This is a genomic window from Pseudomonas sp. S150 (assembly GCF_004526365.1).
GTDB classification, from domain to species: domain Bacteria; phylum Pseudomonadota; class Gammaproteobacteria; order Pseudomonadales; family Pseudomonadaceae; genus Aquipseudomonas; species Aquipseudomonas putida_A.
In genome coordinates this window covers 1,639,950-1,661,663 of record NZ_CP038207.1, presented here as the reverse complement: position 1 = coordinate 1,661,663, position 21,714 = coordinate 1,639,950, and the positions used below count along the sequence as shown (strand labels likewise).

The following is a 21,714-nucleotide window of genomic DNA, read 5'->3' as shown; positions in this document are numbered from 1 at the left end:
AACAGGCGCTTGCGATAGACAACTAAAAGTCCATAATGGACAAATTAGTTTATATCCAGACCGCGGAGCCTGACATGTCCAGTACACCCTACGTGATCGACCACACCCAGGCCCGCGAGCTGCTGGCGCGCATCGACGTGCCGCAGATCCTGCGCAAACTGTTCCGCGACCTCGCCGCCGGCCACGCCGTGCAACCGGCGCAGCAACTGGTGGAGTTTCCGCAGGGCGCCGGCGACTTCATCAATTATCTGGGGGTGCTGGCCGAGGATGGCGTGTACGGGGTCAAGACCTCGCCGTACATCGTCCGCGAGCAAGGGCCACTGGTCACGGCGTGGACCCTATTGATGTCGATGAAAACCGGCCAACCGCTGTTGCTTTGCGATGCCGGCGAGCTGACCAGCGCACGCACTGCAGCGACCACCGCCGTTGCTGTCGATGCCCTCGCCCCGCTGAATGCCCAACGGCTGGCGATCATCGGCAGCGGCAAGGTTGCTCAGGCGCATCTGCATTACGTGAAAGGTCTGCGCGACTGGCAGAACATCAGCGTGTATTCGCCGAGCCTGTCGGAAGACGCTGAAACCCGGGCGCTGCTGAAAGAGATCTACCCGGGGGTGAAGATTGCCGACAGCCGCGATGTCGCCCACATAGACGCGGACGTGATCATGCTCTGCACCTCGTCCGCCGGCCCAGTGATCGACCCGGCCAGCTTGAGCAAACCGGCGCTGATCACCTCGATCAGCACCAACGCGCCACGCGCCCATGAGGTGCCGCCGCAGAGCCTGAGCGACATGCAAGTGTTCTGTGACTATCGGCTGACCACGCCGGGCTCGGCCGGTGAGATGTTGATCGCGACCGAGCAGCATGGCTGGAGCAAGGATTTGATTGTCGGTGACCTTGCTGACCTGCTCAGCGAGAAAGTGCCGCGCCCTGATTACGACCGTCACGTATTTTTCCGTTCAATCGGCCTGGGCCTGGAAGACATTGCGCTGGCGAATGCGGTTTATCTCTTAACCCACTGACACCACAAATCCCATTGTGGGAGCGGGCTTGCTCGCGAAGAGGCCGTATCAGGCAACGCATTTGCCGAATGACATACCGCCTTCGCGAGCAAGCCCGCTCCCACAGGGGATCAGCGAATTTTCCAATATTGCGAGCAACTGGAGACTTTCATGAGCCAGGCAGATTTCATCATCATCGGCGGCGGGATTGCCGGCGCTTCCACCGGTTTCTGGCTGTCGCCCCACGCCAAAGTGATCGTGCTCGAACGTGAATCGCACCCGGCCTATCACTCCACCGGGCGTTCTGCCGCGCTGTACACCGCCGCCTACGGTACGCCGCAGGTGCGGGCGCTGACACTGGCCAGCCGTGAGTTTTTCGACCATCCGCCGAGCGGTTTCTGTGAGCACCCATTGCTGACACCGCGCGGCGAAATGACCGTGGACTTCAGCGGTGACGCCGCCGAGCTGAACAACCAGTACCTCAGCGCCAAAGCCACAGTGCCAGAAATGCAGCTGCTCAGCGCCGACGAAGCCTGCGCCCGTCTGCCGATCCTGCGTCGGGAAAAAGTCCACGGCGCGATCTACGATCCGACCGCCAGTGACATCGACACCGACGCCCTGCATCAGGGCTACCTGCGCGGTATCCGCCGCAACAACGGCGAGGTGCACACCGATTGCGAAGTGCTGGGCCTGACGCGCGACGCCGCTGGCCTCTGGCAGGTGCAAACCAACGGTCAGACCTTCCGCGCGCCGGTCATCATCAACGCCGCCGGCGCCTGGGCTGACCAGATCGGCGCGCTGGCTGGCGCCCAGGCGCTGGGCCTGCAACCGAAACGCCGTGCGGCGTTCATTTTCGCCGGCCCCGAGGGCGTGGACATTCATCACTGGCCGATGCTGGTCAGCCTCGACGAATCGTTCTACATGAAGCCCGACGCCGGGATGTTCCTCGGCTCGCCGGCCAACGCCGACCCGGTCGAACCGCATGACGTGCAACCGGAAGAGCTGGACATCGCCATGGGCATCTATCAGATCGAAGAGGCTACGACCCTGACTATCCGCCGCCCGATCCGCACCTGGGCCGGACTGCGCAGCTTCGTCGCCGACGGTGATCTGCTCAGCGGTTTCGATCCGCAGGTGCCGGGGCTGTTCTGGGTCGCGGCCCAGGGTGGTTACGGCATCCAGACTTCACCGGCCATGGGCCAGGCCAGTGCGGCATTGGTGCGTGGGCAGGCGTTGCCTGAACACCTGCGTCAGTTCGGCCTGAGCAGCGCCATGCTCTCCCCCTCACGGCTGCGCTGAAGGCCCCTGCGGATGACGCGCCCAACGGATTGCGGCACACTCGCAGCGCCCCCGTGCACGGGGGCGCTGACGCCGCCTGGAGCTCCACAATCATGACCGCCCCCGAATTCGATCCGGCACTGGATAACTTCCGTGCCATCGCCGACGCCATCGCCACGCTGTTCTTTCCCCACGCCGAAGTGGTGCTGCACGACCTGCGCACGCAGAAGGTCGACTACATCGCCAACAACCTGTCCAAGCGCGAGATCGGCGACGATTCATCGCTTGAAGACATGCTCAGCGAGGAGGTCAGCGAGCGCAACATCGGCCCGTACGAAAAGCTCAATTGGGACGGCCAGAAAATCCGCAGCCTGAGCACCGTGCTGCGCGACCACGATGAGCGGCCGCTGGCGGTGCTGTGCATCAACCTGAATATTTCGCTGTTCGAGAATGCCAAGGCTGCGCTGGATCTGTTCCTGTCGCCGAGCAAACTGATCCCGCAGCCGGATTCACTGTTTCGCGATGACTGGCAGGAACGCATCAACACCTTCCTCCACGCCTGGCTGCGCGAGCGCCAGCTGAGCCTGAATCTGCTGACCCGCGATCACAAGCGCGAACTGGTATTGGCCCTGCACGCCGAAGGCGCGTTCAAGGGCAAGAGCGCCTCGAACTATGTGGCCAATGTGCTGAACATGGGGCGGGCGACGGTGTACAAGCATTTGAAGGAATTGAAGGGCTGAAGATCTGCATTGGCAGTTCTGGCCCCATCGCGAGCAGGCTCACTCCTACAGTTGGAATGCGTTCCCCTGTAGGAGTGAGCCTGCTCGCGATAGCGGACTATCAGTCGCCGTAGATGTCGGACTTGAAATACTTCTGGGAAATCTTCTGATACTCGCCACTCGCCCGAATCCCGTCGATGGCCGTGTTCAACTCACTGACCAGCTCGGTATTGCCCTTGCGCACCGCGATCCCCGCGCCCTCGCCCACGTACTTCGGATCCTTCAGCTCCGGCCCGACAAACGCATAGCCCTTGCCGCGCGGCATCGACAGGAAATCGTTCAGCGGGATGGTGTCGGCGAAAATCGCATCGAGCCGCCCGGCCGACAGGTCCATGTAGATTTCTTCGTTATTGCCGTAGCGCTTGACGTTGATGCCCTTCGGTTCGAACACCTCGGTAGCATAACGATCGGTGGTGGTGGCGCGCTGCACGCCGACGGTTTTGCCCTTGAGGCTGGCGTACTGGTCGTCGACCGTGGCGCCTTCCTTCATCACCAGCCGTGACGACGTGAAGTAGTACTTGTGGGTGAAATCCACCGACTTCTTGCGGTCTTCGTTGATGGTCATCGACGACAAAGCCATGTCGATTTTCTTCACTTTCAACGAAGGAATCAGACCATCGAACTCACCCTCGACCCACACACACTTGACCTTCATCTGCGCGCACAGGGCGTTGCCGATGTCGTAGTCGAAACCGACGATTTCACCCTTGTCGGTTTTCGAAGCGAACGGTGGATAAGCGGCCTCGATGCCGATGCGCAGGGTTTTCTCGGCGGCAAACGAGCTGGTGCACGCCAACAGGCTCAGGGCCAGACCGGTGATCAGGGGGAGTTTCTTCATGTTCGTTCTCTCGCGGGTTGTTGTTGGTTTGGCAAGACGAAGAAGAGCAGCTGGGAGCAGGGAGCTACGAGCGGCAAGATTGAAGCTTTTTGTACTTGGAAATCCATATTGGACTTATAGGTATAAGCCGTCAATTAGGGAAGAGAGTGTGTCTGCGAGGTTTTTGGTGTTACAGATGGCCCCTTCGCGAGCAAGCTCGCTCCCACATTGGATTTGGGAACGACACAGATCCAATGTGGGAGCGAGCTTGCTCGCGAAGACGGACTTGAAGGCGCTATAAAAACTATTTTTTCCAGCGATCCGCAGCGGCATGATCACTGTCACGCCCCTCGACCCAGCGCGGGCCGTTACTGGTGTTTTCTTTTTTCCAGAACGGCGCGCGGGTTTTCAGGTAGTCCATGACGAAGGCGCAGGCGTCGAACGCCGCCTGGCGATGGGCGCTGGCCGCACCGACAAACACGATCGGCTCGCCAGGCTCCAGCGCGCCGATGCGGTGCAGCACTTCCAGCTTCAGCAACGGCCAGCGCTGCTCGGCCTCGACGGCGATCTTGCCAAGGGCTTTTTCGGTCATGCCCGGATAATGCTCGAGGAACATACCCGCCACATCCAGCCCGTCATTGAAGTCGCGCACGTAGCCGACAAAGCTCACCACCGCGCCGACACCGACATTCGCCGCGTGCATCGCGTTGACTTCAGCGCCGGGATCGAACGCCATGGACTGCACCCGAATCGCCATGCCTCAGCCTCCGGTCACGGTGGGGAAAAACGCCACTTCGTCGCCATCGCTCACCGGCTCGTCGAGCGGGCACAGGTCTTCGTTGCGTGCGCACATCAGGTTCTGTTCGCTCAGCACTTCGGCGCCCTCGCGTTGCGCGAGCAGCGCACGCACAGCGTCGACCGTGGCGAAATCGCCTTCGACCTCCACCGAGTCCACGCCCAGCGCTTCACGATAACGGGCAAAGAATTTAACCGTCAGCTTCATGGCTGCTCCGCCTGAAAATGCCCGCTCTTGCCGCCGACCTTCTCCAGCAGACGCACGCTTTCGATGATCATGCCGCGATCCACCGCTTTGCACATGTCATAGATGGTCAGTGCGGCGACGCTGGCAGCGGTCAGTGCTTCCATCTCGACGCCGGTCTGCCCCGACAGCTTGCAGCGGGCGACGATGCGCACGCTGTCGTCACCTTCAGCGCTGAGTTCAACCTTGACCCCGGTCAGCATCAGCGGATGGCACAGCGGGATCAGATCACTGGTTTTCTTCGCCGCCTGAATGCCGGCAATGCGCGCCACGGCAAACACGTCGCCCTTGGGATGGCCGCCGCTGACGATCATCTGCAAGGTTTCGGGGAGCATGCGCACCAGCGCTTGGGCCGTCGCCTCACGGAACGTCACGGCTTTTTCGGTGACGTCGACCATGTTGGCGCGACCTTGGGAATCGAGATGAGTCAGCACGGGATTACTCCTGATCAGGAGCAGGGATTGTAAACCTGTGGGTCAAATTTCCGCATCACTGATTATGAATTCACCACTATCCCCTGTGGGAGCGGGCTTGCTCGCGAAAGCGGTGTATCAGGCACACATTTGGTGGCTGACACACCGCTTTCGCGAGCAAGCCCGCTCCCACATTGGGTGATGTGTTTATCCATAAAAAACGGGCGGCTGTCAGGCCGCCCGTTTTCTGGTGAAGGGTTACAAATGCGATTCGGCGTATTCGGCCAGAATCGAACGTGGCACCCCTTGCAGGGTGATGTGCACACCGTTGGGGAAATCCTTGAAGCGTTCGGTCAGATAGGTCAGCCCGGAACTGGTCGCGGACAGATAAGGGGTGTCGATCTGTGCCAGGTTGCCCAGGCACACCACTTTGGAACCGGCGCCGGCCCGGGTGATGATGGTTTTCATCTGGTGCGGCGTGAGGTTCTGGCATTCGTCGATCAGGATCAGGCTCTGCTGGAAGCTGCGACCGCGAATGTAGTTGAGCGATTTGAACTGCAACGGCACTTTGCTGAGGATGTAATCGACGCTGCCATGGGTGTTTTCGTCATCCATGTGCAAGGCTTCGAGGTTGTCGGTGATGGCGCCCAGCCAAGGTTCCATTTTTTCCGCTTCAGTACCCGGCAGGAAGCCGATTTCCTGGTCCAGGCCCTGCACGCTGCGGGTCGCGATAATGCGGCGATAGCGCTTGCTGACCATGGTCTGCTCGATCGCCGCGGCCAGTGCCAGAATGGTTTTACCGGAACCCGCTGCACCCGACAGGTTGACCAGGTGAATGTCCGGATCCAGCAAGGCATACAGCGCCAGGCTCTGGTAGATGTCGCGCGGTTTGAGGCCCCAGGCTTCCTGATGCAGCAACGGTTCCTGATGCAGGTCGAGGATCAGCAGCTTGTCTTCCTGAATTTCCTTGATCCAGCCGACAAAGCCTTGTTCGTCAATGATGAACTCGTTGATGTGCACCGCCGGCAGGTTGTCGATCAACTGCACCTGATGCCAGGTGCGGCCGTGATCCTGACGGGTTTCGACTTTGCTGACGCGGTCCCAGAAGGAGCCGGTCATGTTGTGGTAGCCATTGGGCAGCAGGGACACGTCATCGACCAACTGGTCGGTGCTGTAGTCCTCGGCATCGATCCCGCAGGCGCGCGCCTTGAGGCGCATGTTGATGTCTTTGGTGACCAGCACCACGGCCTTCTTCGGATCACGGGTGTGCAGGTCGATCAACTGGTTGATGATTTTGTTGTCGTTCAGATGCTCGGGCAGAATCAGGTTCGACTCGGCCTGTTTGCTCATCAGAATTGACAGCAAGCCCTTTGGCCCGCCCTTGCCGCGCTGAATCGGCACACCCAGTTCAACGTCCTCGGGGGAGGCATCGCCCAGGGTCTTGTCGATCAGGCGGATCGCCTGGCGGCATTCGGCAGCAACGCTGTGATGGCCGCTCTTGAGCTTGTCCAGCTCTTCGAGCACGGTCATCGGGATCGCGACGTGGTGTTCTTCGAAATTCAGCAGGGCATTTGGATCGTGAATCAATACGTTGGTATCGAGTACATAAAGGATTGGCTGGTTGGAAGAAGGGCTACGTCCGTGATCATCCATACTCGGTCACCTTTGTGGGAGCCATTCGACGCAATACCTGGGCGGTGCTGCGCCTCGAAGTGACTGCCGAATTCATCCACGAGGGCCTGGATGAACTGCACACAAAAGGAGTCTTGGAAGACGCCACCTGTGTTGCAGGTTTCGGCGGTCTGTCTTCGTAATACTCCAAAACCCATGACATAAAAAAGCACTTTGACGGTTTTTTTAAGTTTATTTTGCAGAGTGACGAAAAGCCCTTGGCGGACCGTCCAGACCCCGCTAAAGTCGGAAGTCCGCCTGCATCGAATTCTCTAGAAAAATCGCCCCAAGCCCAATGTTTCCGGGCTTTTTCCGTTTATCAGCGAAACCCGTCCTGACAGTCTTCAAAGCCGATGCCGCTTTGTGCAGTTTGCGTGATCAGCCACGGCAACGCGGTCTTCACCGCATCCTGTTTCATGTTGAAATTGATCACCCCGTGACGCCACAGCAGCATCAGGGTCAGCACCCGCTGCGCACTCTGTGCGCCCTTGAGCTTGCCAGCGCCGTCCTGGGCGTCGATGTCCCACAGCGCCACTTGCAGGCCCTGATTGCGGAAGAAGCTGCCGGCATCACTGCGGCGCTGTCCCTCCGGCGGACGGAACAGTGGCACATAGTTCTCCGGCAACTTGTTCTTCACCAGATCGGCGCTGCGGCGCACCGAGTCCTGCCAGTCCTGCCAATAGCTGTGGGAACGGAACTCCCAACCCTGCACGCCCACACACTGTTTCGAGAACTCCGATTGCAGGTTGCTCACCGAGCGATCGGCCAGACGCGCCTGCACATCCTTGCCCAACAGGAAGAACGTGCCGCTGAGATTGGATTTGCGCAGGTAGTCGGCAATCCAGTCGGTGTTGTCCGGCTGCAGATTGGCGGCGCTGTCGAAGCTCAGCAGAAACAGTCGATCGTGCATCTCGTCGCCATTGCGCTCGTAGTCGCCGAATTGATCGACTTCGCTGCTGGTTTGCGGCGACAGCGCGGCCTTGCGCATCAGCTCGTCCAGATACTGCAGATGAAACAACCGGCTCGGCTCGGCCCACTTGGTGTAATAGCTGTCGTCGCTGACCACGAACTTGGCGGCCTGCTCGCGCAGGGTCGGCAGGTCTTCGACGAGGAAGCAGAACGAGGCATCCTGATCGCAGCTCTGCTGGGCGAAGTTGTAGTTGGCCAACAGACGTTCCCAGAGCCGCTGGCGCAGGCGGCTGATCGCGTCGACGTTGACCGTGCGCAGCCCAAGGCGCTGGGCCAGCGCGGCCTCGTCCAGCGCCTCGGTGCCGAGCAGGCCCCGGGCGAACATGAGGATTTCCGCGCGCGAGGCGACGTCGAACAGCGTCGGGCTGCTCAGTTGCTCCGGCCAGGTGCTGCGATCCAGCGTCGCCACATCGCCCGGCGCCGCCATGGCCCCGAAGCTCAACAGCCACGCGGTGAATAAAAGAACAATGCGCAAAGGGGTGTCTCCATAACCAAACCCGCGCGGCACTATAGCTGATGTGCAAGCTTCAAGGACGCTGCCCTCACCCCAGCCCTCTCCCGGAGGGAGAGGGAGCCGATCTTCATGTTTTCAAACCTGAGTTCGACTGGATATTTCAGGTCGATGTATGACTCTAGAACAACACGGTCAGCTCCCTCTCCCTCCGGGAGAGGGCTGGGGTGAGGGGAAAATCCACCAGCCGTCGCAAAAGCCCGAGCTTCCTGATACCTATTACCCTCATAGCTGGAGTCCACTCGGCCAACCCCCTAGAATCGCCCCCACGATAAAAGGAGACGACTTCATGCTGATGGTGATTTCCCCCGCCAAGACCCTCGATTACGAAACACCGCCGGCGACCCAGCGCTTTACCCAGCCGCAATACCTCGATCACTCTCAGGAGCTGATCCAGCAGCTGCGCGAACTGAGCCCGGCACAGATCAGCGAACTGATGCACGTGTCCGACAAGATCGGCGGCCTGAATGCCGCGCGTTTCGGCAGCTGGACGCCCGCCTTCACCCCGGAAAACGCCAAGCAGGCGCTGCTCGCGTTCAAGGGTGACGTGTACACCGGCCTCGACGCGCAATCGTTCAGCGAAGCTCAGTTCGACTATGCGCAAAAGCACTTGCGCATGCTCTCCGGTCTCTATGGCCTGCTGCGTCCGCTGGACCTGATGCAGCCGTATCGTCTGGAAATGGGCACCAAACTGGCCAACGCCCGTGGCAAGGACCTGTACGCGTTCTGGGGCACGCGCATCAGCGAATGGCTCAACGAAGCGCTGGCCGATCAGGGCGACGATGTGCTGCTGAACCTGGCCTCCAACGAGTACTTTTCGGCGGTCAAACGCAGCGCCCTGAACGCCCGGATCATCAACACCGATTTCAAGGACCTGAAGAACGGCCAGTACAAGATCATCAGCTTCTACGCGAAGAAGGCCCGCGGCCTGATGAGCCGTTTCGTGATTCAGGAAAAAATCAACGATCCTGCCCTGCTCAAGCAGTTCGATGTGCAGGGTTATCGCTACAGCGCCGAGCAATCGAAACCGGACAATCTGGTATTTCTGCGCGACCACGCCCCGGAATAAAGCATGCCCATTGCACGACTCTTTCTATAAAGAGTCGTGCAGCTCGCACGACGTCAAAAATCCCTCGCAACATTTCGCCGTTTTATTGGCGCCATAAAATCGTCCTGCCCAATTCTAATTTTAGTTTCACTCGACAGCCGCACTTTTTTTCAGTAGTGGCACGTAAATTTTTTTACGGTAGTGGCACAAAACTATCTAGCTCGATTACGCACCGATTAACAAAGGCCCAAATCGAAAGTGCTATCAAATTGAGACCAGTGCCATCTTTGGCAATATTTCAAAAAATTTCAGATTTCGCGATGAGCGGGTAGGAACTATGTCCAAATGCATAGCTCATACCACCGGTAACGATTCTCGCCGAGTTTGTACGAGATAACTTACGCAGAGCGGAGAACCATGTAACCAAGTTGTCACAGCAACTTGCCTAGATGGTTCACTCATCTGATCAACTAACGATGGATAGGTGATACGCACCATAAACATCCTCTACAAGGCCAAGGCTGCGCCCCTGTAATTGTGCTCGCCTGAGCACCCAACCGCTTGATCTACGGGCCTTTCGTCCGACATCAGGTGGACTGAACACATGCACAAGCGTCTTCCAGCAAGAAGATCCGCTGCATAACAGGGCAAGTCATAACAACTAAGGCCTAGTTGCGCACATCTTGAGTGCACTTATTTAGACACTCGGAACTTAGTATGCCTGCACACGGCATTGTGGCGCCTGTATGCCGCACTTTCGAGTGCACTATGACCGCTGAACACCATTAACTCCGGCCATCTAATGGCTTGATAAAACACAGAGGTAATTGCGATGCGCATCAGCATATTTGGTTTGGGTTACGTTGGCGCAGTGTGTGCCGGTTGCCTGTCTGCACGGGGCCATGACGTGGTTGGCGTCGATGTTGCCAAAGACAAGATCGACATGATCAACGCCGGCAAGTCGCCGATTGTGGAACCGGGTCTGGGCGAACTTCTGGCTCAGGGTATCGAGACCGGTCGTCTGCGCGGTACGACCAACTTCGCCGAGGCGATTCGTGACACCGACCTGTCGATGATCTGCGTCGGTACGCCGAGTAAGAAGAACGGCGACCTGGAACTGAACTACATCGAGGCGGTGTGCCGCGAGATCGGTTTCGTACTGCGTGAAAAAACCACCCGCCACACCATCGTGGTACGCAGCACCGTGCTGCCGGGCACCGTCGCCAACGTGGTGATCCCGATCCTCGAAGACTGCTCGGGCAAGAAGGCCGGTGTCGATTTCGGCGTCGCGGTCAACCCGGAATTCCTGCGTGAATCCACCGCGATCAAGGACTACGACCTGCCACCGATGACCGTCATTGGCGAGTTCGACAAGGCCTCGGGCGACGTTCTGCAATCGCTGTACGAAGAACTCGACGCGCCGATCATCCGCAAGGACATCGCGGTCGCCGAGATGATCAAGTACACCTGCAACGTCTGGCACGCAACCAAGGTCACCTTCGCCAACGAGATCGGCAACATCGCCAAAGCGGTCGGCGTCGATGGTCGTGAAGTGATGGACGTGGTCTGCCAGGACAAGACCCTCAACCTGTCCCAGTACTACATGCGCCCGGGCTTCGCCTTCGGCGGTTCGTGCCTGCCCAAAGACGTGCGCGCCCTGACCTACCGTGCAGGTTCGCTTGACGTCGAAGCACCGTTGCTCAACTCGCTGATGCGCAGTAACGAATCGCAAGTGCAGAACGCCTTCGACATCGTTGAAAGCCACGACAAACGCAAAGTCGCCCTGCTCGGTCTGAGCTTCAAGGCCGGTACCGATGACCTGCGCGAAAGTCCGCTGGTGGAACTGGCCGAAATGCTGATCGGCAAGGGCTACGACCTGAGCATCTACGACAGCAACGTCGAGTACGCCCGTGTTCACGGCGCGAACAAGGACTACATCGAGTCGAAGATCCCGCACGTGTCGTCCCTGCTCAACTCGGACTTCGATTCGGTGATCGACAACTCCGACGTGATCATCCTCGGCAACCGCGACGAGAAATTCCGCGCGCTGGCCCAGGAAGCACCGCAAGGCAAACAGGTCATCGACCTGGTCGGCTTCATGGCCAAAGCCACCAACCCGGGTACTCGCACTGAAGGTATCTGCTGGTAAGTCAGCCTTCCGGCCGGGGGGTTTGAACCCTCGGCCGGTTCTTCGCCTGCCTTAACCCCATCGGGCCACCCGACAGGCTCGCCCGAGATAGAGACGGATGCAGATTATGCACAGGCTAAAGCACGGCCTACTTCAGGCCGCCGGTTGGCTGTTTTACCTCAGTTTGTTGTTGGGCCTGGCCTTGATGCTGCCCACGTCCACGTTCGACTCCGAGTCGAAGGACTTTATTTTCCTGATTGGCGCCGTGGGTATCTGGCGCTACTCGATGGGTGCAACGCACTTTGTGCGCGGCATGATTTTTCTCTACATCGTTTACCCGCACCTGCGCCGCAAAGTGCGCAAGCTGGGTAAAGCGGCGGATCCGTCGCATGTATTTCTGATGGTCACCAGTTTCCGCATCGACGCGCTGACCACCGCACAGGTCTACAGCTCGGTGATCCGCGAAGCCATCGACTGCGAACTGCCGACCACCGTGGTCTGCTCGATCGTCGAAATGTCCGATGAGCTGCTGGTGAAAGCGCTGTGGGCGCGGATGAATCCGCCGGACCGCGTGAAGCTCGACTTCGTGCGCATTCCCGGCACCGGCAAGCGCGATGGCCTGGCCTACGGTTTCCGCGCGATCTCTCGCCACCTGCCGGACGACCGCGCCGTGGTGGCCGTGATCGACGGCGACACCGTGCTTGGCGAAGGCACCGTGCGCAAGACCGTGCCGTGGTTCCAGCTGTTCGGCAACGTCGGCGGCCTGACCACCAACGAGTTCTGCGAGGTGCGCGGCGGCTACATCATGAGCGAATGGCACAAGCTGCGTTTTGCCCAGCGCCACATCAACATGTGCTCGATGGCCCTGTCCAAGCGCGTGCTGACCATGACCGGGCGCATGTCGGTGTTTCGTGCCACCGTGGTGACCGATCCGGAATTCATCGCCGACGTCGAAAGCGACTCGCTGCAACACTGGCGCCTGGGCCGTTTCAAGTTTCTCACCGGCGACGACAAGTCGAGCTGGTTCAGCCTGATGCGCCTGGGTTACGACACCTTTTACGTGCCGGACGCCGCGATCAACACCGTTGAGCATCCGCCGGAAAAGAGCTTCATCAAGGCCAGCCGCAAACTGATGTTCCGCTGGTACGGCAACAACCTGCGCCAGAACTCGCGAGCGCTGGGCCTGGGTGTAAAACGCCTCGGCGCCTTCACCTCGGTGGTGCTGTTCGATCAGCGCGTATCGATGTGGACGTCGTTGCTGGGCCTGACCGTGGCGATCATCGCCAGCTTCAAGTACGGCGGCGCGTTCATCCTCGCCTACCTGCTGTGGATCGGCATCACCCGCCTGATTCTGACCCTGTTGCTGTCGTGCTCCGGTCACCGGATCGGCCCGGCCTATCCCGTGATTCTGTATTACAACCAGATCGTTGGTGCGCTGGTGAAGATCTACGTGTTCTTCCGCCTCGACCAGCAATCCTGGACGCGCCAACCCACTTCCCTGACCCGTGATCTCGCCAGCTTTCAACGTTGGTTCAACACCTGGTCGTCTCGGACCATGACCTTCTCCGCCGGCAGCATTTTCGTCGCCGTGCTGCTGATGATGGTCTGACCTGCCCCTATTGAATTAACAAGGAAATCGCCCCCATGAATACCGCCGTCAACGCCAACGTAGTGCATGAATCCGAAGCCCAGCGTCAGCACGCCCGAGTGAAAATCCCGGCCAAACTGCGTTTCTTCGGCCCGGACCGGACGCCGGTCGAAGCGCGGGTCCTCGACCTGTCCGCCGGTGGTCTGGCGTTCAACGCCGGGCAACTGCCGCTGACCCTCGGCGAGGTGTACAAGGCACGCCTGCAATTCGTCATCGACAACCTCGGTCTGGCCATGGACGTCGAACTGCAAGTGCGCTCCTACGATCGCCAGAGCGGCCGCGCCGGTTGCCAGTTCCAGAACCTGGAACCGCAGGATATTTCCACCCTGCGCCACCTGATCACTTCGCACCTGGCCGGCGACATCGTCAGCATGGGTGAAGTGCTGGCGACCCTGCAGCGCGACAACTTCACCAAGGCGCGCAAGGTCAAGGACGGCGGCAGCGGCATGACCCCGTTCGGGCGTCTGAAAGCCGTGACCTTCAGCGCCGGCATCTTCGCCATTGGCCTGGTGGCGTTCGGTTTCGTCTTCAAGTCGGTGTACGGCATGTACTTCGTCAGCCACGCGCAAGCAGGTCTGGTCAGCGTGCCGGGAATGAACATCACCATGCCGCGTGACGGCACCGTGCAGAGCCTGGTCAAGTCTGACGGCGTGGCCGCCAAAGGCGCGCCGCTGGCGACCTTCAGCACCAGCATGCTCGACGTGCTCAAGGGCCATCTGGACGAAGACCAGTTGCAACCGGCCAAGGTTGAAGAACTGTTCGGCAAGCAGATGACCGGCACCCTGACTTCGCCGTGCGATTGCACCGTGGCCCAGCAACTGGTGGCTGACGGTCAGTACGCGAGCAAGGGCGACGTGATCTTCACTCTGGTACCGCGCAACACCCAGGCCACCGTCGATGCACGCTTCTCCTATCGCCAGTTCGGCGACGTGCGTCCGGGGACGCCAGTGAGCTTCCAGATCGCCGGCGAAGACCAGACCCGCACCGGCAAGATCGTCAGCAGCACCAGCCTGAAAAGCGCCGACCTGTCCTCCGACATCCGCGTGCAGATCCAGCCGGACGAACCGCTGGACAGCAGCTTCGCCGGCCGCCCGGTGGAAGTGAACAGCGACCGTGGCCCGAACCTGAACTGGCTGATCGACAAAGCCATGGCTGCCGGTCTTTAAGTCGAGGACATGCCTGTGACGATTCCTACTCTTTTGAACACGCCGCAGCCCTTGTGGGAGCGGGCTTGCTCGCGAATGCGGTTCAACATTCAAAATCAGTGTGGGCTGACACACCGCCTTCGCGAGCAAGCCCGCTCCCACATGGGTCCGCTGTGTGCAGTCGCACTGGCGGTAAGTCTCGCCGGTTGCGCCGGCCTGCCCGACCAACGCCTGGCCAACGAAGCGCTCAAGCGTGGCGACACCGCCACCGCCGCGCAGAACTACCGCGCACTGGCAGATCTGGGTTATAGCGAGGCGCAAGTCGGTCTCGCCGATATCCAGGTCGACAGCCGCGACCCCGAGCAGATCAAACAGGCCGAGGCGACTTACCGTGCCGCCGCCGACGTGTCGCCACGGGCCCAGGCCCGTCTCGGGCGCCTGCTGGTAGCCAAGCCGGGTTCCACCGAAGCCGAGCACCACGAAGCCGAAAGCCTGTTGAAAAAAGCCGCCGCCAATGGCGAAGGCAACACGTTGATCCCGCTGGCGATGCTGTACCTGCAATTCCCGCACAGCTTCCCGAACATCAACGCACAGCAGCAGATCGATCAGTGGCGCAAATCCGGCTACCCGGAAGCCGGTCTGGCGCAGGTGCTGCTGTATCGCACCCAGGGCACTTACGACCAGCATCTGGATGACGTGGAAAAAATCTGCAAAGCCGCGCTCAACACCACCGACATCTGCTACGTCGAATTGGCCACGGTCTATCAGAAACGCGCCCAGCCGGAGCAACAGGCCGAGCTGATCAAGCAGATGCAGGCCGGTTACAGCCGTGGCACGGTCAGCGCGCAGCGCGTCGATTCGGTGGCCCGCGTGCTGGCCGATTCGACCCTGGGCAAGACCGACGAGAAGACCGCGCAGTCGCTGCTCGAACCGATCGCACCGGGCTACCCGGCATCGTGGGTGACCCTCGCGCAACTGCTCTACGACTTCCCGGAACTGGGCGACGTCGATCAGATGATGAAGTACCTGGACAACGGCCGCGCCGCCGACCAGCCGCGCGCCGAACTGTTGCTGGGCAAGCTCTACTACGAAGGCAAACTGGTGCCGGCCGACGCCAAAGTCGCTGAAGAACACTTCCAGAAAGCCGTCGGCCGCGAAGTCGCCGCCGACTACTACCTCGGCCAGATCTATCGCCGTGGTTATCTGGGCAAGGTCTACCCGCAGAAGGCCCTCGACCACCTGCTGACCGCTGCGCGCAATGGCCAGAACAGCGCCGATTTCGCCATTGCCCAACTGTTTTCCCAAGGCAAGGGCACCAAGCCCGACCCGCTCAACGCCTATGTCTTCAGCCAATTGGCCAAGGCGCAGAACACCCCGCAAGCCGATGAACTGGCGACCACCCTGGCAGCACAATTGCCGCCCGAGCGTCTGGCCGAAGCCCAGCGCCTGCTGCAACAGGAACAGGCCAGCCGTGGCGCCCTGAACCAGAACACGCTGCAACTGCACGCCCTGCAAGAAGAAGACGGCGAGGAATCCCTATGAAGTTGAATCCCTTTGTGAAGGCCGGCATTGGCCTCACGTTCGCGCTGATCTGGTCTTGCCCGACACTGGCCGCGATCACTGAAACCAAGAACTTCGGTCTGGAAGTAAAAATCACCGGCCAGTCCGAAGACGACCGCGACCTCGGCACCGCCAGCGGTGGCGACGTCAACGGTGTGGGCCTGGACCTGCGTCCGTGGGTCTACGGCGAAAGCGGCGCGTGGAGTGCCTACGCCATGGGTCAGGCTGTGACCTCGACCGACATCATCGAGACCGACACCCTGCAGCAGTCCGACGGTGAGCAAACCACCGACAACAGCGACCGCAAAACCAAGAAAAACTATCTGGCGATGCGCGAGTTCTGGGTCGGCTACAGCGGCCTGACGCCGTACCCCGGCGAGATGCTCAAGCTCGGTCGCCAGCGCCTGCGCAATGACGACGGCCAATGGCGCGACACCAACATCGAAGCGCTGAACTGGACCTTCGACACCACCCTGTTGCGCGCCAACGTCGGTGTCGCCGAACGCTTCAGCGAATACCGCACTGACCTCAAAGAGCTGGCGCCGAAAGACAAGGATCGCCTGCACGCCTACGCCGATGCCGCCTATCAGTGGACCCCGGGTAACTGGGTCGGCATTCGCGGTCATCACACCCACGACAACGGCAAGCTCGATTACGCCGAACCGGGCGTGCCCCGCGACACCCTCGACAAAACCCAGAACGGCGACATCAGCTGGCTCGGTCTGACCGCCGACAGCGACGCCTACAACTGGCGCAACACCAACACCGTCAACTACTGGGGCAGCATCACTGGCATGAGCGGCGACCTCGATTCGGTCAACCCGCTGAACGCCGATGGCAGCCGTCCGGCACAAGCCAAGCGCAGTGATGACATCAACGGCTGGGCCACCGACTTGGGCGTGCGCCTGCGCCTCGATCCGCAGTGGCAGGTCGGTGCGGCCTACGCTCGCGCCAGCGCCGATTACCAGCAGAACGGTCTGGAGAGCAACCGCTCCAACTACACCGGTACCCGCTCGCGCGTGCACCGCTTCGGCGAAGCGTTCCGTGGCGAAATGAACAACATGCAGACCGCGACCCTGTTCGGTTCGTGGATGCTCAACGATCAGTACGACGCCAGCGTGATCTACCACAAGTTCTGGCGCGTGGACGGCAACAAGCCGGTGGGCAGCAACGGCATCAACGCCGTGGAAAACAACACCGACGACGTCACCGGCGCAATCCTCTCCAGCACCTCGCTGCCGCTGCAGGATGGCAACAAGGACCTGGGCCAGGAAATGGATCTGGTGGTGACCAAGTACTTCAAGCAAGGCCTGTTGCCGGCGGCGTTGAGCCAGTCGATCGACGAGCCGTCGGCGCTGGTGCGCTTCCGTGGCGGTGTGTTCAAGCCCGGTGATGCCTATGGCAGCCAGGTCGATTCGTACATGCACCGCGCGTTCATCGACGTGATCTGGCGCTTCTGATGCAAACCGCCAAGGGAGTGCCCGACATGCACCATGCAAGGAAAGGCTCGCTCAGCCTGTTGGCCGGCGCCATGCTGCTGGCCTCCGCTGGCGCGTTCGCCACGGTGGAACCGGCCAAGCCTGTGACCACCGCCAAAGAGCTGCAACAAGCCAAGACCTACACCGTCAGCAGCGCGCCGACCGAGGCGCTGGAACTGGCCAAGCCGAAACTGCCCGACCTGTCCGGCTTCACCGCCGAGGCCGCTGCCGCGAAGATCAATCGCAGCAAACCGGGCAAGATCAGCGTGCGCCGGATGATGCAGGAAGACGCGCTGAAGGACTTCATCGGCGGCGACAACAAGATGGCCGAATGGGTGGTGCGTCAGCACGGCATCCCGCAGGCGATCTTCGTCGACGACGGTTACCTGAACCTCAAGGATCTGGCGCAGAAGCTGCCCAAGCAGTACTTCAGCGAGACCTCGCCGGGCGTGTACCTGGCGAAGCTGCCAATCGTGGTAGGCCGTAAAGGCATCCTCGAAATCGACGGCCAGACCCAGGAGTTGCGTCTGTCGCAAGAGGCCGGCTCGTTCCTGGTCAACGACGGTCAGCTGTTCGTGCGTGACACCAAAGTCACCGGCTGGCGCGAGAAGGACAACGGCCCGGCCACCTTCCGTTCGCCGAAGGAATTCCGGCCGTTTCTGCTGGCCTGGGGCGGCACCGAGACCTACATCGTCAACAGCAAGATGGCCAGTTTCGGCTACGCCAACAGTAAGTCGTACGGGGTGAGTATTTCCCAGTACACGCCGAACATGGCCAAGGTGCTCAAGCGCCCTGAACCGACCGGCTGGATCGTCGGCTCCGAGTTCTCCGACATGTGGTACGGCTTCTACTGCTACGAGACCCGCGACTTCGTGGTCAAGGGCAACACCTACAAGGACAACATCGTCTACGGCATCGACCCGCACGACCGTTCCCACGGTCTGATCATTGCCGAGAACACCGTCCACGGTACGAAGAAGAAGCACGGCATCATCATTTCCCGAGAAGTGAACGACAGCTTCATCTTCAACAACAAGAGCTACGACAACCACCTCTCGGGCCTGGTGATCGACCGTAACAGCGTCAACAACATCATCGCCTACAACGAGATCTACAAGAACCACACGGACGGCATCACGCTTTACGAGTCCGCCGACAACCTGCTGTGGGGCAACAAGGTCATCAGCAACAAACGTCACGGCATCCGCATTCGTAACAGCGTGAACATCCGCCTCTACGAAAACGTCGCCATGGCCAACGGGCTGACCGGCGTCTACGGCCACATCAAGGACCTGACCGACACCGACCGTGACATCAAGCTCGACCCGTTCGACGCGCAAGTCTCGCTGATCGTGGTCGGCGGTGAACTGGCGGCCAACGGCAGCGGCCCGATGGCCATCGACTCGCCATTGAGCGTCGAGCTGTATCGCGTATCGATGCTGGCGCCGACCAAATCCAGCGGCATCAGCTTCAACGGCATCCTCGGCGAGCGCCAGGATGAAATTCTCGACCTGCTGGTGCGCCAGCAGAAAGCCGTACTGATCGACCCTGTCGAACGCCAGACCGAAATGCGGGACTGAGGATAATTTTATGCACCCACACTTGATCAAATTACTCAGCCTGTCGGCCCTGACCGTGGGCATTATGGCGGCCAGCAATGCTGCCCGCGCCGATGACGCGGCGGGCGCCACCCCGCCAAAATTCAGCGCCGAACCATGCTGCAACCTGTGCCCGGCCGCGCACGACGCGAAGAACTACACCACGCGTTATCAGCAAAACTTCACCACCCTAGTGCAGGCGCAGGGCGACTGGCTGTTCCGTACCCAGGAAGATTTGCGCACCGAGTTCAACACCACCCCGGCCGGCTACAAACGCCTGCAACAGCTGCACGATGCGTTCAAGGCCAAAGGCGTCGAACTGGTGATCGTCTATCAGCCGACCCGTGGCCTGGTGAACCGCAACAAGCTCAACCCGCAGGAAAAAGCCGCGTTCGATTACGAGAAAGCGCTGGGCAACTACAAGACCATGCTCGGCCGTTTCGCGCAGATGGGTTACGTGGTGCCGGACCTGTCGCCGCTGACCAACGAATCGCTGCCGGACACCCTGCCCGCCCACGATTTCTACTTCCGCGGCGACCAGCACTGGACGCCATACGGCGCTCAGCGCACAGCGAAAATCGTCGCCGAGAAGGTCAAGCAGATCCCGGCCTTCGCCGACATTCCCAAGCGTGAATTCGAGACCAAGCGCACCGGGCGCATGGGCAAGACCGGCACCCTGCACAACATGGCCGGGCAACTGTGCGGCACCAGTTACGCGATCCAGTACATGGACCAGTTCACCACCGAGCCGAAAGGCGAGGCCGGTGACGGCGACCTGTTCGGTGATTCCGGCAACCCGCAAATCACCCTCGTGGGCACCTCGCACAGCGGCAAGAACTACAACTTCGCCGGCTTCCTCGAAGAGGCCATTGGCGCCGACATTCTCAACGTCGCCTTCCCCGGCGGTGGTCTCGAAGGTTCGATGCTGCAGTACCTCGGTAGCGACGAATTCCAGAAGACTCCGCCGAAGATTCTGATCTGGGAATTCTCGCCGCTGTACCGCCTCGACCAGGAGACCATCTACCGCCAGATGATGTCGCTGCTCGATAACGGCTGCGAAGGCAAAGACACGCAAATGTCCGCCAGCACCACGCTCAAGCCCGGCGGCAAACAGGAACTGCTGGTCAACAGCAAGAACCTGAACCTGCAGAACAGCAGTCATCAGGTCGACATCCGCTTCGCCGACCCCTCGGTGAAAACCCTGCAAGCCACCCTCTGGTACATGAACGGTCGCCACGAGGACATCAAGATCGAGAAACCGGAAACCTCCGACACCGACGGTCGTTTCGCCTTTGAGCTGCGCACGGACGAAGACTGGGCCTCGCAAAATCTGCTGGCAGTCGAAGTCCAGGGCCCGGAAGCGGGTACTGCGCCACAAAAAGTCGAAGCGAAAATCTGCAAACGCAACGTATTCCCGGGCGCTGGGCCACAAACCGCTCAGCTCGGGCAATGAGGTCTGCTATGCGAAATCGAACGATCAAACACTTGCTTGCGCCATCCCTGCTGACCCTGGCGATGTTCGCCGGGGCCACTCAGGCCGCCGCGCCACTGCGTCCGCCGCAGGGCTACTTTGCTCCTGTGGATAAATTCAAGAGCGGCGACAACAGCGAAGGCTGCGATGCGATGCCCGCGCCGTACACCGGGCCGCTGCAATTTCGCAGCAAGTACGAAGGCTCGGACAAGGCCCGCGCGACCCTGAACGTGCAGTCGGAAAAAGCCTTCCGCGACACCACCAAGGACATCACCACGCTGGAGCGCGGCACCGCCAAACGAGTGATGCAGTTCATGCGCGACGGTCGTCCGGAGCAGCTCGACTGCACGCTGAACTGGCTGACCGCGTGGGCCAAGGCCGATGCGTTGATGTCGAAAGACTTCAACCACACCGGCAAATCGATGCGCAAATGGGCGCTGGGCAGCATGGCCTCTTCGTACATTCGCCTGAAGTTCTCCGACTCGCATCCGTTGGCCACGCATCAGCAAGAAGCGCAGCAGATCGAGGCGTGGTTCAGCAAGATGGCCGATCAGGTGGTCAGCGACTGGGACAACCTGCCGCTGGAAAAAACCAACAACCACTCGTACTGGGCCGCGTGGTCGGTGATGGCGACCTCGATCGCCACCAACCGTCGCGACCTGTTTGATTGGGCGGTGAAGGAATACAAGGTCGGGGTCAATCAAATCGACGCCGACGGCTTCCTGCCCAACGAACTCAAGCGCCAGCAACGCGCCCTCGCCTATCACAACTACGCCCTGCCGCCACTGGCGATGATCGCCAGTTTCGCCCAGGTCAACGGTGTCGATCTGCGTCAGGAAAACAACAGCGCGCTCAAGCGTCTGGGTGACCGGGTGCTGGCCGGGGTAAAAGACCCGGATCAGTTCGAGAAGAAGAACGGCAAAGAGCAGGACATGACCGACCTGAAAAGAGGACATGAAATTCGCCTGGCTCGAACCGTTCTGCACCCTCTACACCTGCCCGGCGGATGTGATCGAGAAGAAGCACGGCATGCAACCGTTCAAGACCTTCCGCCTCGGCGGCGACCTGACCAAGGTCTACGACCCGTCCCACGAGAAGGGCTAAAAGCCCCTCACCCTAACCCTCTCCCGGAGGGAGAGGGGACTGACCGAGGTGTTTTTGAG

17 protein-coding genes and 1 pseudogene are annotated in these 21,714 nt (G+C 60.4%); 12 read left to right on the top strand and 6 right to left on the bottom strand.

Annotation, left to right across the window (positions count from 1 at the left end; genetic code table 11):
* Positions 1 to 74: 74 nt before the first annotated feature.
* From E3Z29_RS07560 to E3Z29_RS07545, 3 genes are all read left to right on the top strand, one after another.
* Positions 75 to 1,019 (top strand): ornithine cyclodeaminase family protein, encoded by a 945-nt coding sequence (locus E3Z29_RS07560; RefSeq protein WP_134785488.1) that lies wholly within the window; start codon positions 75 to 77, stop codon positions 1,017 to 1,019.
* A gap of 150 nt (positions 1,020 to 1,169) precedes the next feature.
* On the top strand, positions 1,170 to 2,297 hold the full coding sequence (locus tag E3Z29_RS07550) for an FAD-binding oxidoreductase (protein ID WP_134785487.1): 1,128 nt from the start codon (positions 1,170 to 1,172) through the stop codon (positions 2,295 to 2,297).
* 92 nt (positions 2,298 to 2,389) lie between these two features.
* A complete protein-coding gene (locus tag E3Z29_RS07545; RefSeq protein WP_098967310.1) occupies positions 2,390 to 3,016 on the top strand; it encodes a transcriptional regulator in 627 nt (208 codons plus the stop codon).
* A 100-nt stretch (positions 3,017 to 3,116) separates the two neighbouring features.
* Here E3Z29_RS07545 and E3Z29_RS07540 read toward each other — a convergent pair whose 3' ends face one another.
* The 6 genes from E3Z29_RS07540 to E3Z29_RS07510 form a co-directional block, all read right to left on the bottom strand.
* Entirely contained in the window at positions 3,117 to 3,893 is a 777-nt protein-coding gene (locus tag E3Z29_RS07540; RefSeq protein ID WP_134785486.1) for an ABC transporter substrate-binding protein, read from the bottom strand.
* A 283-nt stretch (positions 3,894 to 4,176) separates the two neighbouring features.
* The gene (gene moaE, locus E3Z29_RS07530) at positions 4,177 to 4,629 is read right to left on the bottom strand and encodes a molybdopterin synthase catalytic subunit MoaE (RefSeq protein ID WP_134785484.1); all 453 of its coding nucleotides are present in this window, start codon (positions 4,627 to 4,629) and stop codon (positions 4,177 to 4,179) included.
* Between the two features lie 3 nt (positions 4,630 to 4,632).
* Positions 4,633 to 4,875: a molybdopterin converting factor subunit 1 gene (gene moaD, locus E3Z29_RS07525; RefSeq protein WP_098967306.1), complete on the bottom strand. Its 243-nt coding sequence runs from the start codon at positions 4,873 to 4,875 to the stop codon at positions 4,633 to 4,635.
* Positions 4,872 to 5,345 carry a cyclic pyranopterin monophosphate synthase MoaC gene (gene moaC, locus E3Z29_RS07520; protein ID WP_027610932.1) on the bottom strand — a complete coding sequence of 158 codons (474 nt, stop codon included), beginning with the start codon at positions 5,343 to 5,345 and terminating at the stop codon, positions 4,872 to 4,874. The genes moaD and moaC overlap by 4 nt, the downstream gene beginning before the upstream one ends.
* 237 nt (positions 5,346 to 5,582) lie before the next feature.
* Positions 5,583 to 6,977 carry a PhoH family protein gene (locus tag E3Z29_RS07515; protein ID WP_027610931.1) on the bottom strand — a complete coding sequence of 465 codons (1,395 nt, stop codon included), beginning with the start codon at positions 6,975 to 6,977 and terminating at the stop codon, positions 5,583 to 5,585.
* A gap of 337 nt (positions 6,978 to 7,314) precedes the next feature.
* On the bottom strand, positions 7,315 to 8,391 hold the full coding sequence (locus tag E3Z29_RS07510) for a polysaccharide deacetylase family protein (RefSeq protein ID WP_372241220.1): 1,077 nt from the start codon (positions 8,389 to 8,391) through the stop codon (positions 7,315 to 7,317).
* A gap of 373 nt (positions 8,392 to 8,764) precedes the next feature.
* On the opposite strand from E3Z29_RS07510, the gene yaaA reads away from it, so the two are divergent.
* The 9 genes and pseudogenes from yaaA (at position 8,765) to E3Z29_RS07460 (ending at position 21,655) form a co-directional block, all read left to right on the top strand.
* Positions 8,765 to 9,544 (top strand): peroxide stress protein YaaA, encoded by a 780-nt coding sequence (yaaA, locus tag E3Z29_RS07505; protein WP_108181747.1) that lies wholly within the window; start codon positions 8,765 to 8,767, stop codon positions 9,542 to 9,544.
* An 811-nt stretch (positions 9,545 to 10,355) separates the two neighbouring features.
* A complete protein-coding gene (locus E3Z29_RS07500) occupies positions 10,356 to 11,672 on the top strand; it encodes a nucleotide sugar dehydrogenase (protein ID WP_047601441.1) in 1,317 nt (438 codons plus the stop codon).
* 106 nt (positions 11,673 to 11,778) lie between these two features.
* A complete protein-coding gene (alg8, locus tag E3Z29_RS07495) occupies positions 11,779 to 13,260 on the top strand; it encodes a glycosyltransferase family 2 protein (RefSeq protein WP_219738132.1) in 1,482 nt (493 codons plus the stop codon).
* 35 nt (positions 13,261 to 13,295) lie between these two features.
* On the top strand, positions 13,296 to 14,465 hold the full coding sequence (locus E3Z29_RS07490) for an alginate biosynthesis protein Alg44 (protein ID WP_098967301.1): 1,170 nt from the start codon (positions 13,296 to 13,298) through the stop codon (positions 14,463 to 14,465).
* 15 nt (positions 14,466 to 14,480) lie between these two features.
* Entirely contained in the window at positions 14,481 to 15,986 is a 1,506-nt protein-coding gene (gene algK, locus E3Z29_RS07480; RefSeq protein WP_177416189.1) for an alginate biosynthesis TPR repeat lipoprotein AlgK, read from the top strand.
* The gene (locus E3Z29_RS07475) at positions 15,983 to 17,464 is read left to right on the top strand and encodes an alginate export family protein (RefSeq protein ID WP_134785482.1); all 1,482 of its coding nucleotides are present in this window, start codon (positions 15,983 to 15,985) and stop codon (positions 17,462 to 17,464) included. The genes algK and E3Z29_RS07475 overlap by 4 nt, the downstream gene beginning before the upstream one ends.
* A 26-nt stretch (positions 17,465 to 17,490) precedes the next feature.
* The gene (gene algG / locus E3Z29_RS07470; RefSeq protein WP_134785481.1) at positions 17,491 to 19,062 is read left to right on the top strand and encodes a mannuronan 5-epimerase AlgG; all 1,572 of its coding nucleotides are present in this window, start codon (positions 17,491 to 17,493) and stop codon (positions 19,060 to 19,062) included.
* Positions 19,063 to 19,072: 10 nt separating this feature from the next.
* Complete coding sequence (locus E3Z29_RS07465) at positions 19,073 to 20,533, top strand: alginate O-acetyltransferase (protein ID WP_098967297.1); 1,461 nt, start codon at positions 19,073 to 19,075, stop codon at positions 20,531 to 20,533.
* An 8-nt stretch (positions 20,534 to 20,541) separates the two neighbouring features.
* Positions 20,542 to 21,655 (top strand): annotated as a pseudogene (locus E3Z29_RS07460) (mannuronate-specific alginate lyase).
* Positions 21,656 to 21,714: the final 59 nt, after the last annotated feature.